This window comes from Porphyromonas endodontalis (assembly GCF_052173515.1).
In the GTDB taxonomy this organism is placed as follows: Bacteria; Bacteroidota; Bacteroidia; order Bacteroidales; family Porphyromonadaceae; genus Porphyromonas; species Porphyromonas endodontalis_A.
In genome coordinates this window covers 1-12,624 of the sequence record NZ_JBQMYL010000016.1, presented here as the reverse complement: position 1 = coordinate 12,624, position 12,624 = coordinate 1, and the positions used below count along the sequence as shown (strand labels likewise).

9 protein-coding genes, 2 tRNA genes, 1 other RNA gene and 1 pseudogene are annotated in these 12,624 nt (G+C 48.9%); 10 read left to right on the top strand and 3 right to left on the bottom strand.

Translation table 11 applies throughout. The features are described from left to right. The 3 genes from ACTTHR_RS07650 to pheT form a co-directional block, all read right to left on the bottom strand. Positions 1-1,002, bottom strand: coding sequence for a tetratricopeptide repeat protein (locus ACTTHR_RS07650; protein ID WP_442605747.1), 1,002 nt, complete (start codon positions 1,000-1,002; stop codon positions 1-3). 99 nt (positions 1,003-1,101) lie between these two features. Then, positions 1,102-1,824 (bottom strand): YebC/PmpR family DNA-binding transcriptional regulator, encoded by a 723-nt coding sequence (locus ACTTHR_RS07645; protein WP_442605746.1) that lies wholly within the window; start codon positions 1,822-1,824, stop codon positions 1,102-1,104. A gap of 54 nt (positions 1,825-1,878) precedes the next feature. Then, positions 1,879-4,383, bottom strand: a complete 2,505-nt coding sequence (gene pheT, locus ACTTHR_RS07640) for a phenylalanine--tRNA ligase subunit beta (RefSeq protein ID WP_442605745.1) — start codon at positions 4,381-4,383, stop codon at positions 1,879-1,881. Positions 4,384-4,614: 231 nt separating this feature from the next. Here pheT and ACTTHR_RS07635 point away from each other — a divergent pair, with 231 nt between their 5' ends. The 10 genes and pseudogenes from ACTTHR_RS07635 to ACTTHR_RS07590 form a co-directional block, all read left to right on the top strand. Beyond that, on the top strand, positions 4,615-5,886 hold the full coding sequence (locus ACTTHR_RS07635; RefSeq protein ID WP_442605744.1) for a lipopolysaccharide biosynthesis protein: 1,272 nt from the start codon (positions 4,615-4,617) through the stop codon (positions 5,884-5,886). Next, a complete protein-coding gene (locus tag ACTTHR_RS07630; RefSeq protein WP_442605743.1) occupies positions 5,849-7,453 on the top strand; it encodes an asparagine synthase-related protein in 1,605 nt (534 codons plus the stop codon). The genes ACTTHR_RS07635 and ACTTHR_RS07630 overlap by 38 nt, the downstream gene beginning before the upstream one ends. Positions 7,454-7,890: 437 nt before the next feature. After that, positions 7,891-7,964: transfer RNA gene (locus ACTTHR_RS07625), tRNA-Ile, on the top strand. A gap of 148 nt (positions 7,965-8,112) precedes the next feature. Further along, positions 8,113-8,521: a transfer-messenger RNA gene (gene ssrA, locus ACTTHR_RS07620) on the top strand. 305 nt (positions 8,522-8,826) lie between these two features. Further along, positions 8,827-9,306, top strand: a complete 480-nt coding sequence (locus tag ACTTHR_RS07615) for a Dps family protein (protein ID WP_304286060.1) — start codon at positions 8,827-8,829, stop codon at positions 9,304-9,306. 577 nt (positions 9,307-9,883) lie between these two features. After that, positions 9,884-9,968: transfer RNA gene (locus ACTTHR_RS07610), tRNA-Ser, on the top strand. A 198-nt stretch (positions 9,969-10,166) separates the two neighbouring features. Further along, positions 10,167-10,435, top strand: a pseudogene (locus ACTTHR_RS07605) (DUF1896 family protein); the annotation flags it as partial. A gap of 419 nt (positions 10,436-10,854) precedes the next feature. After that, entirely contained in the window at positions 10,855-11,712 is an 858-nt protein-coding gene (locus tag ACTTHR_RS07600) for a phytoene/squalene synthase family protein (RefSeq protein WP_442605742.1), read from the top strand. 3 nt (positions 11,713-11,715) lie between these two features. Next, a complete protein-coding gene (gene idi / locus ACTTHR_RS07595; RefSeq protein ID WP_442605741.1) occupies positions 11,716-12,267 on the top strand; it encodes an isopentenyl-diphosphate Delta-isomerase in 552 nt (183 codons plus the stop codon). Then, the coding region (locus tag ACTTHR_RS07590) for a carotenoid biosynthesis protein (protein WP_442605740.1) at positions 12,248-12,624 on the top strand (377 nt) is incomplete at its 3' end. The genes idi and ACTTHR_RS07590, both read left to right, overlap by 20 nt.

Below are 12,624 nucleotides of genomic sequence, written 5' to 3'. Positions count from 1 at the left end.
CTAAAGGTGCCCAAAAATATCCCCATAGACGCTCGTATCGTGGATGTACTCGAAGTCCGCTTTGCTCTGGGCTTCACTCTCGTCCATCTCCTGCAATTGAGCCTTATAGGGCGTGGTCTCGCCTCCTCGGCCGGACTTATCAAGAAGTTGTATCAAATAGGTTAGGATATTCTTTCCCACAATACCATCCTCTACATAGCCTTGTAGCAGTTGGATCGCTTGGGAGAGGTTGCCCGAGAGCTCCTCAATATGCCCCAGACCGCAACATGCATCTTCATTGAAAGGATCCTTATCAAGAGCTGTACGGTAGGCCGTTTGTGCCGCCGGATAGTCCCTTTTGGCTAGGGCAATGTCAGCTTCGTAAAGATGGAAACGCTCCTCCTCGGGGAAAGCACGGAAGGCTTCGCGAAGAAATTCTATCGCCTTATCCCATTGCTCAAGAGCGACTAAAGCCTTGGTTTTATAGAGCGAGGAGGTGGGTTCTTCGTCGTGTAAATCGATGGCTTTCGTCGCTTCGTCCACCGCACTTTGCCACTCCTTCTGAGCTATATAATTGGCGGCCAAAAGACGATGCAAGAGGGCTAGGTCTTTCTCCTCCTCAGTGAGAGCAAGAGCTGTTTTGAGGTCTTCTATAGCCTTGTCGTATTGCCCCTCTTCGTACTCGGCTTTCGCTCTGTAAATACGAGTCGTAAGGTGGTTGGGCTCCTCTTCTACGAGTAAATCAAGATGCTTCAGAGCCTGCCGTGTAGCCCCGATCCTCATCAAAGTCTCGGCAAGATAGTAGCGAGTTTCGAACTCGGGGCGCAGCTCTAATGCTTTGGCAAATGCCTTAATAGCAAAGGGATATTCCCCTATCTTGCTCGCCCGAAGGGCATCAAACTTGAGTACATCTGCATCTCGCTCGGCTTGTGGAGAGGTGCTCTCTACCGAGGTTGCGGGCGATTCTTCTTTGGGAGTTGCCCCCGAAGAGGGTTTACCAAAAAGGCTCTTAAATAGTTTCATATACTTAGAGAGATGGTACAAAAAGAGGAGAAATCAAAGCCTCTGCAAAACTATTGCTTGAGACTTTAATTGCTCCTCTACTCTTATTTATTAGACGGATTATTCAGGCTCACGCATGTTGGTGAAGACATTTTGTACGTCTTCGTCTTCTTCGATCTTCTCGATGAGTTTGTTTACTTTCTCTGCTTCTTCTGCAGTTACATCTCGGTAATCGTTGGTGATACGAACGAAGTCTACCGAAGAGATTTCGAAGCCGGCTCCTTCTAGATAACTCTGGAGTGCCGCATTTTGTGCAAACTCACCATAAACAATGAGTTCGCCATCTTCCTCCTCTATTTCGTCCTCTACGCCAAAGTCGATAAGCTCAAGGGCAAGTTCTTCTAGGTCTACACCCTCTTTTGCCACAAGGTGGAAGACGCACTTATGATCGAAGAGAAACTCTAGGCTCCCCGTTGTACCCAAGCTACCACCATGCTTATTGAAGTAGCTACGAATGTTGGCAACCGTACGAGTAGTATTATCTGTAGCCGTCTCTACAAAGATGGCAATACCGCTGGGGCCATAGCCTTCGTAGTTTACTTCTTTATAGTCCGTAAAGTCTTTGTCGGTCGCCTTTTTGATGGCACGTTCGACATTATCTTTGGGCATATTTTCCTTCTTCGCCGTCTGCATCAAAACGCGTAGGCGCGGATTGGTATCAGGGTCGGGACCACCACTCTTCACAGCCATGGTGATCTCTTTTCCCAACTTGGTAAAAACGCGAGCCATATTGCCCCAACGCTTCATTTTGCGTGCTTTACGATATTCAAACGCTCTTCCCATATAGTATGATTCGTGCTATTATTATTTCTTTCTCTGTCTCTATCCTTTTCATGCTTAGCGCAACTCGGCTCCCAACTCTTTCTCAAGAAGGGTGCGGACGCGCTGCATCGTTTTTTCGATTTGCTTATCGGTGAGTGTAGCCGTGGCATCCTGCAAATAAAAACTCACGGCATAGCTCTTCTTTCCTTCGGGGAGATTCTTGCCCGTGTAGACGTCGAATAGCTCTACCTTCTTTAGTAGCTTCTGCTCTGCCTTACGAGCCACAGCCTCTACCTGTGCAAAGGTAACTTCTTGCCCCAATAAGAGTGCAAAGTCTCTCTTTACAATGGGGTACTTGACAATCTCTTGCGCTAGGAGAGCTTTTTCTCTCCCTGCTTCCATCAAAAACTCTCGGTCGAACTCTGCATAGTAGACCGGCATCGAGATGTCGAAACGGCGGAGCAATTCAGGCTTAATCTCTCCCATCCACACAATCGTATGCTTCTTCTTTCCCGGCATCTGATAGGCCAAGAAATCGGAGAAGATATCGTTGCTTCCCATCTCTAGGTGTAGGGAGGTGAGGGGGATATTAAGGCGACAAAGGATGTTTTCCACATCGGCTTTGAGGCGGTACACATCGATAGGTTGCTCTTTGGGCGCAAGCCAATTGGTACCACCATACGTACCCGAGAGCCAAAGGCCAAACATGGCACGCTCGGAATAGGCTCGGAGTACATTACGAGAGGCCTCATCCCCGAGAGACTCTTGCGGCATAGCCTTATGACGATAGCAGTTGCCCCACTCAAAGAAAGCGCAACTCTGCTGCTTATTATTAAAATTGCGAGCAATAGCTTCCAAACCGCCAAAGAGGAGTGTCTCACGCAATACGCCTAGTTCTTGACTAAGTGGATTGAGAAGATGCACAAGCTGCTCGGCAGGATAGGTCTCCAACCCTGCGTAATACTTCTCTGCCGTAAGGGAGTTGGAGAGGATCTCTTGGTACCCACCCCCCACAAGCTGCTCACTCAAGAGGAGCTCAGTATGGTAGTCTTTGTCCACCTTGCTTCGGGTGGAGAGATTAGCTCGAATGTAGCCCTTGAGTGGCACTTCGTTGTAGCCATAGATACGGAGCACCTCCTCTATCACATCCACCTCACGACGCACATCAATGCGGTAAACCGGCAGATTGAGGAGCCAGCCATCGGGCCATTCCTCTTGTACTGTTATATCTAGAGATTGCAAGATGCGTAGTACCTCTTCATCGGGGATCTCGGCTCCGATAGTTTGGGTAAGGCGTGATCTGCGTAGCGTACATACAGGATGCTCTACCGGCATTTGTCGGCAATCGATAACCTCGCCAACCACTTTCCCGCCGGCTAGCTCTTGCAGAAGAGCCACAGCTCGGCGCAAAGCATACGAAGTAGCTGCAGGGTCTAACCCACGCTCGAAGCGGAACGAACTATCCGTATTGAGGGCGTGTGCACGTGCCGCCTTACGCACACTGGTACTATTGAAGTTGGCACTCTCTATAAAAATGCGCGTGGTAGTATCAGATACACCGCTCTCGGCACCGCCAAAAATCCCTGCCATGCAGAGGGGGTTGTGCCGGGCATCGCAAATCATGATCTCACGGCCATTCAGTTTGCGCTCTACACCATCGAGGGTGGTAAATTGGGTACCCTCGGGGAGTTTTTCTATATGAATTTCCCCTCCTGCAACCTTATCTGCATCAAAGAAATGGAGTGGTTGCCCTACTTCGTGAAGGACAAAATTGGAAATATCCACCAAGAGACTAATCGGGCGAACACCGATAGCGGCAAGACGCTCGCGCAACCACTTAGGACTCTCGCCATTGGTCAAGCCCTCCATCGTTACACCTTGGTAGCGAGGGCACTCCTCGGGAGCTACATCCACAGAAACCATGATGGGCTTACCATCTTTCAGGTCGCTAAGCACGCGTTCTGCCGAGGGGAGTTTGGCTTCTTGGGGGCTACCATGCCGTGTAAGGTAGGCAGCAAGATCTCTCGCCACCCCAAAGTGCGAAGTGGCATCTATCCGGTTGGGCGTAATATCCACCTCAAGGCAATAATCACTCTCTAGGCCAAAATATTTAGCTGCCGGAGTACCGACAACGGCCGTTTCGGGCAATACCATAATACCGCTAGAGTCCGCACCAACCCCGATTTCCACTTCGGAACAAATCATCCCAAAGCTCTCCTCTCCGCGCAGTTTCGACTTTTTGATAACGAAACTCTCCTCTCCACTATAGAGAGTGGTACCTATGGTTGCTACGATTACATGCTGACCCGAAGCTACATTGGGCGCCCCGCAGACAATCTTAAGAGGCTCGTCGCCTCCTACATCTACGGTTGTACAATGCAAATGATCGGAGTTGGGATGCATTTCGCAGGTCTCTACACGTCCTACGACAAGCCCCTCTAAGCCACCCTTAATGCTATCTACTTTTTCTACACTCCCGGTCTCTAAACCAATGGAAGTAAGAGCATCGGCTACTTCCTCGGGCGACATAGTAGCCACCTGAGGGAGGTAATCGCAAAGCCACTTATAGGAGATATTCATATATCTATTACGTATAAATGCCACCACGCTGGATAGGCGGCAAACTATGATTTACACACTAGAGCACCACCTACTCGAGAGGGAAATCCCTACTAAGAAGAGGTGCTCTGCTTTGCAAAAGTACGGCTTTTCGCTGTAATGCTATCGTCTAAGGGCAAATACTTCTCTTGGCAGAGAAAAGAAATGCTTAGAGGGGAGCTTTGATGCCAATTGAGTACCTTTGAAAGCGATATGGCAGCAACACATTCAAACAACTCCATACTACGCGAGAGTATCCGCTTGGTAGGCTCGGGGGCCGCAGGTCAGGTGGTCGCCCTCTTGTTGCTCGCCGTAATCGGTCGCCAGTACGACCAAGAGACCATGGGTGTTTTGGGCAGTTTCCTCTCTTGGGGAGGCCTTCTTGCCATTGCTTCCGGAGCCCGTTACGAGCAAGGTATCGTGGTAGCCAGTGCCGAAGACGAGGCTCACACGCTCTACCACCTTGCCCTACGTATTTCCCTTATTTTTACCCTGGCACTCCTCCCAATAGCCCTTGCAGTTGGGTACGTAAACCCCTCTCTTACCCCTCTTGGAAGCAGCATCTACGCCCTCCCTTTCTTCGTCTTACTCTCCACTTGGTACAACGCATCCGCCCTGTGGGAACTGCGGCACAAGAGATACAAGATACTCGCCAAGATGCAGTTCATTAAGGGGGTGGGAAACAATCTCCTAAAGGCAGTATTCGGCTTTGTAGCGGCTACGATCGGCTCTCTTATCACCGCCCAAATACTCTCCCTTATCGCCACTTTTCCCCTCTTCTTTAGGTCGCTAAAAAAGGGATCCAAAGCCCCTACGACCACCTCCCTCGGATCGGTTGCCAAGAAGTATAGAGGATTCCCACGCTATGGTATTGTGCAAGCACTCATCGATAACCTACTCGGGAGCCTCCTGGTGCTGATGCTACCACTCCGCTACGGATTGGCAGAGGTAGGGTACCTTACCATGGCCATTATGCTGGCGAGACGCCCCCTACAACTCGTGGCAGAGAACCTATCGAATGTCTACTTCCAACGCCTTAGCGAATGCGTATCCCAACGCCAATCCATCAGGCAACTGACATATAAGTTGCTACGCAACACCCTAATCGTAAGCATCCCTACAGCGCTACTCCTCTCCCAAGTGGCACCCTACTTGGTCAGCCTGGTTGTAGGGGACAAATGGCTCCCCTCGGCCCATATTGTGGTATGGATGCTCCCCATGTGCATCCCCAATTTTCTCAACTCAATACTCAACACGCTACCCGATATTTTTACACATCAAAGACAGAACATGTGGGCGCAAGTGATCATGCTCGTTCTCGACGTGGCAGTAATTGCTCTCGGATTTACGCTCTTCGACTTCGATCGCTTCGTCCCCTTCTTCTACCTCTTTATAGCACTAGAGCAGATGGGCTATCTGCTTTTCTTACTCCGATTTGTTTGGCATTATGAACGAACCCTTGTCGACACCACAGCAGGCAACTAGCGTAGCTCGGGGAGAGGCTTTCCGCACGACGGACAGCGCATTCCTCTCCTCCAAAGGCATCATACAGCACTTCTCCACGGCACGGAGTGAGCAAGACTACCTCCAAAGAGCCGCCGAACTCAATGGCTCGTGGCACTATATATCCGATACCCACCTCGCCCCCTCACATGATATTTTTGCTTTTGTAGATCATCGCTCTACCCTCTCCCTTTACTATCGGATTGAGGGGAACAAAATTCGCTTTAGCGATAATGGGTTCGACCTAATCTACCCCAACGAGGCCCGAATAGAGACGCCTCCCTCTACCCTTCTCTTCTTCTCGCAATGGGGATTCACGCCCGAAGACAGCACACTGCACCCCGATATTAAAAGAATCCCCGTGGGATGCGGCATACACTTCTCCCCCTCAACCGGAAAAGTGACAACCCTACGCTACGACACTTCGCTCTACGAAGGTCCCCGACTTGAGGGGATTGAGTACGAAGAAGCCAAGCAACTCTTCCGTGAGCGACTCTCGTGTGCTATGGATCGCATGGCTCAGCGGCTAGAGAGTCATTCCGTAGTGCTCCCCTTAACGGCCGGACGCGACTCTCGGCTCATTGCCCTTGCCCTCAAAGAGAGGGGCGTCTCCTCCGTATCCACCTGCACCTATGGCGCTAGCGAAGGAATACACGAAGTACAGCGAGCCGGCACGATTGCTCAAAAACTGGGCTTCCCACACCATTTCATTTCTACCCTACCCACAGGCTACGACAAGCGAGGCTATACCCAAGATGCCGAGGCCATCAAGTACCTAAAGTACATAAGTGGACTTGGCTCGGGCTACTTCTTTGCAGAGTACACCACAGCGCAGCAAATGGCGCAACGCTACCCGGGAGCCGTGGTCCTACCCGGGCATAATGGAGATATTATAGGGGGAGATAATCTACATCTTCGCTTCGTAGAGGGAGCTACTCGCCTAGAGACTAATGCCTATCTAATGTGCTTTCACGAGAATGGGAATCGCCGGCTTGAGCGTAACGAGGTCGCCCAATTAGCCGACCTACATCAAACGCTCCTCGCAAGTTACCCCCAAGACAAAACCGCGATCGAACTCTTTGAGACCTTCCGCAACCGAGAGCTGATGCCCAAGTACTATATCAATTCATCTCGCAGCTGGCGTTACTTTGGGCTATCTGTTTGGATGCCCTTCCTCGACAAAGATCTGTGCCAATTCATGCATAGTCTACCCGCACCCTACCGCATCGGAAAACGACTCTACGAAGAGGTCTCTACGGAGCTATTCCGCGAGGCAGGCATCTCGTTTGCCAATGATTTCTCGGTATACCAACAATGGCAAAAACCAGCGTTCCGAGTAAAACAACTGCTCCGTCCCTTCTTCGTTTATCAACACTCTCGTAGGCGCCGCCCCCTCTTCCCCAAAGGAGACCTCATGGGATTCCGGCAGCTGATGGCGGGGGATCTTCTCAAAGAGGTGCAGCACAAAGTACCATGGCACCCCACTACCATCAATGGACTCTCCTTTGCTTGGTGGTTGCAGTACAATAATTGCCTCCCCACAAACTGACCGCTAATTTCCCTTCCGACACAGGCTAAAAAAAGAAATTTTCTAGGGCAGAAGTGCACATCATTTCTGCCTGAAAACTTTTTTGTTTTAGGGCAGAAAAGGAGTTGCTTTTTGGCTGCATTTCTTGAGAGGAGACACTCCGCCACTCATCCGAGTACGGCAAACTCCCCTCGCATGAAGCATCTATCACGGGGTCTGTTCTCCCAGGAGATCGGAAACACCCATCAGCGAAAGAGGGCTCTCTCGCCTCAGCCAAACCCTAAAAACCAGAGAGAAGAAGAATATCCCCCTATAAAATCAATCGAACCATTCTGAGCATCCCATTTTCTACGAGGAAGGAATAGGCAAAAAGCATTGTGTATACAACATTTTATTGTACCTTTGCAGGGCTAAAGGTGCAAGGGGCACCTACATCCGTCTTAGGATATTTGGCAAATGGTCCTATAGCTCAGTTGGTTAGAGCACCTGACTCATAATCAGGGAGTCCTTGGTTCAAGCCCAAGTGGGACCACAAGAGAGGAGGATAAAATCTTCCCTTTACGAGCAAGAACTCTTGCTCATTCTCTATTTAGAGGCAGCGGCTTCTTAGAGAGACGATACTTTACCATAAGTCTCAGGGCATTAGGGCTCCATAGCTCTCCTCTAGAGACAAGACGCACGGGGCTGACTGGCTTTGACAGCGTGACGAAGGGGTAAGTAAGCATGTAGTGAGTTGTTGTTCCCTCACTTTAATATCAGACTTCAAAATTTTTAGTTGGCGAAAATAATTACGCTCTCGCTGCCTAACCGAAGAATAGTAAGTTAGCTTCATCCTTGAGCCGATAGGCTCGGACGAGACGTCACCCGAAACTCTTGCTCCGAAGTTACTCGAGTTAGGTGATGCACAAATATCGGGGCTTGGGGCTGCTAGGTCTATGGGGCAGCATTCCAATATTTCATAGGCTAAGGGATGGTTGTTGGTTGCTCTGTCCGCGCAACGATCCCCGACAATTCCAATCAGAGATAAACATGTAGAAAGCGTATTCATTCCACGTTTGGACGAGGGTTCAATCCCCTCCAGCTCCACTTTAAACACTGATTCCTTAGGGAATCACTGGGGAAAAGACATTGGTTTGTAAATTGAAAACTCCTTTATATCGTGAAGGGAGGATAGAGAAACGATACCCCATCTCGTTGTAGGTGTATCCAGCCTTTGCTATGAGATATCAGACATGGCAAAAAAGAGAAGTAGAGAAAACAGACCCATTATCAAAAGGAAATACCTCGAGCCTAGGTAATAGTTTTTATCTATATCATCATTTAAAAATATAGCTTGTATCCATAAGCACATTACTCTACCTTTGCCGCTGTAAACAATTAAACAAAGAAAGATTATGAACAACAAGATTTTTTCTATTACAGGATTGAACTCAAAGGATTTGAAAGGTGTAATTAGTGGATTGGAAACGCTGCTCGCTTCTTATCAAGTTTACTACAACAACCTCCGTGGCTACCACTGGCACATACGTGGACCTCTCTTTTACCAACTACATGCACAGTTTGAAAAGTGGTACGATGCTACAGCGGAGAAGATTGACGAAATCGCTGAACGTCTCCTACAGCTGGAAGCTATTCCCGAAAACAGAGTGAGCGTACTTGTAGGTCAAAGCAAGATTAAGGAAACTACCCAAATGAGTGATTCAGCTCAAATCTTGCCCGAAATATTGGACAACTACAAGGTGCTCATGGCTATCGAAAGAGAGACATTGCGTACAGCCTCTGAAGCTGGCGACGAAGTAACTGTAGCTCTGATGGGAGACCTTTTAGCGGAGCAAGAGAAAGAAATCTGGATGCTTACGGCTTATCTGAACTAAGCAACAAGCCTTTTCTCCTACACCCAACTACCCTTTCTCAAGGGTAGTTATGGCAAACTAAAAAAGCCCTCGTATACCGAAACTATCGCACACGAGGGCTTTTCTTTGGTCTGGATAGGATTCGAGTCTCTACAAACTCTTCTTCCTACATCATTTCTACCGCTATACTTTCATTAAGCACAACACTGCCCCACACCAAATGCTCCATTGCTATCATTTGACACACCAAGCTTCCACAATCTCGAGTGTTCTGCTAAACTACTGAATGCTCCATTGTTATCTTATGCAAAGCTTCCCTTGCGAGGTTGCTCTCGCTTTTTGAGCAAAGATATTCTCCGCTTCTATCCTATGCGAAGCTACCCCCAAAGGATATTTTGGGAAAGGCTAACTTCTCACACCGAAAGAGAGACAAAGCTTTAAGTATGCGTATCAACACCAACAAACCTCGGCTTCTAATCTCCTTTTCTTTTTCACAAATAATCGTTCATAGTATTGTGTAGTTCAAAAAATAGATATACCTTTGCACTCGAATTCAGAAGAACCTTCTTCAATTTTTTGAAGGGGAGTCTGTTTTCAAGGAGAGATGGCAGAGTGGTCGATTGCGGCGGTCTTGAAAACCGTTGAGCTGAGAGGCTCCGGGGGTTCGAATCCCTCTCTCTCCGCCGGATGGCTTTAAGATGACCTCTAAATGGTCATTAGGGAAGCTTTCAAAAGCAGACAATCGTTGTAAGACCTCGGTTTTGCAACGATTTTTCTTTGTATATAGCCCTATTGTCTGATGGCATAAATCCTCTTTTGACAATCATCTTTCGGTCATATTCTGCTACACATAGTAAAAGAAAGAACTATCCTACTTCCGTTTGAAGTTGGGAACTTTCCTCAATGAGCATTTTCCCGAAATGTTGGGAAACAATCCACTCATTATTGCATGGTCGGACGAAGCGCTGACTGCCTACTGTGATGCCGTGGCACAAGGCTTCTCTTATCCCGAAGCCAATAGCATGGCAAGGCAAGCGAAGTCCTGTATCAAGGGCTCAATTTCTCCCGACACGATACCCTTGTTTCCGTCTTGGAACGGGAGTTCGAGCGGGAACTTCCGTCACCTCTTCCCGGAAGACACGCGCCGATACCGAAATAGAATCTGTTACTGCCAAAGAGTTGGTAGATAAAGAGTTAAAAAAACAACGCAGAGAAAAGCGTTATCTACTATGGTCCCTCTACACTTGCAGGGCTCATGGCTAAGCTGAAACTTCTGCATAAAGCGCCTGCAGATTTTGCGAAAACAGCCCTCCAAAAAAGCCTAAACAGGCAAAACAGATCAAAATCAAACACTCTTTACCGATTACGAAATGATACAAGCCGAAACCCCTGGAGCAACACGAATACATACAACCCTATCCAAAACACTATTATGAGTGTATTTTATCTCAAACTCACGTAGTTCTAATAAAAATTCATATCTTTGGTTGTCTAAAGCAATGTTTAGGTGGTTCCACAAACGAGCCTAGAGATTGAACGGTATGCAACAAACAACAAATATAGTAGAGTATGTCCAATACTAATGAGAGATATAAGCTATACCGATCCTGCTCGTTCAAAACAAGCAAGACGATCACCCAAGAGTACAGCACCTCGTTCTACGCGGCTACAGATATGCTCCCTGAGGACATACGTGATGCGATCCACAGCCTCTATAGCTTCGTCCGTATTGCCGATGAGATCGTCGATTCGTTTCACGAACACGATCGGGAGAAGCTCCTAAGAGACTTCGAGCGAGACTATGACGAGGCCTACCGAATGGGCATCAGTACCAATCCGATCCTATACTCCTTCCAGTGGACGGTCAAGCAGTACAACATCCCAGACGAATACATACGCTCCTTCTTGACGAGCATGAAGTGTGACCTTGAGAAAAAGTCCTACGAGACAGAGGAGGAGATCGCCAGCTATATCTACGGCTCTGCCGATGTCGTGGGGCTGATGTGTCTGAAGGTATTCTGTCGAGCAGATGAAGCTCTATTCGAGCGACTCAAACAGCCTGCCATGCGCCTCGGATCGGCATTCCAAAAGGTTAATTTCTTGAGAGACCTCCGAGAGGACTATGTGCTACTCGGCAGGCTATACTTCCCTGGGGTCGCCCTAGAGAGCTTCAATGAGGAGGCCAAGAATAGTCTCATCCGAGAGATTGACCAAGACTTCTGCGAGGCCTACGAGGGGATCCGACAGCTCCCTCGAGAATCTCGCCTCCCCGTCTACGTAGCCTATCGCTACTATCGGCAGTTGCTACACATCATCCAAAAGACACCTGCCCCGAGCCTGATCTCGAGACGGGTACGAGTAGGAGATGTCCAAAAGATGCTCATCTTGCTGACGGCAGTACTCAAAAACAAATTTAATCGACTATAACCCATGTACCCCAAAGAGAACATCGTCCTCCTGGTCGATGCAGACAATAACCCCATCGGAGAGATGGAGAAGATCGAGGCGCACCGCAGAGGTATCATGCACCGAGCTGTATCGGTACTCGTCTTCGACCCCGAGGGGCGGTGGCTTCTGCACCGAAGGGCCCTAGACAAATATCACGCAGGGGGTCTCTGGACCAATGCCTGTTGCACCCATCCCTTCGTAAACGAAGAGCCTCGAGAGGCTGCACGCCGACGGATGTTTGAGGAGATGGGTATGGACATTACCCTCGATGGACTCAGACATCTCTTCGATTTCACCTACAGAGCCGAGTTAGACAACAGACTTATCGAACACGAGTACGACAGCGTATTCGTCTACACTACTCCCATAAAACCGATCCCCAACCCAGAGGAGGTCATGGACTGGAGGTATATTGACATGAGGGCACTAGAGGAAGAGCTCGCAGCACAGCCCGAGAGCTACACCCCATGGTTTAGAATAATCTTCGAACAAGCGAAACAGCATCTTTACAAATATGAAGGGGTGTCGGCTTAAATGGATAGACTGGGTAATTGTTGCCCTAGTGATGGTCTTCTACACCTATGGGGCATTCGGTCTTGCCCGAGAGGAGACGAGAGAGCTATACACCTCTCTAACCCCCCTGGTACTGCTATCTTCTCTAGTCATCCTCTCTGTCTATGACCGTAGCCCCAAGCAGATCAAGGCTCTGATCTACATGCTCTCGGTGGCCGTCGTAAGCTTCTGTGTCGAGGTCCTCGGAGTCGCCACTGGTGTCATCTTCGGAGAATACAGCTATGGCACAAGTTTAGGACCGAAAATTGGTGGAACACCGCTACTCATCGGCATCAACTGGATATTCCTAGTCTATGCAACAGCAGCGATACAGGCTCC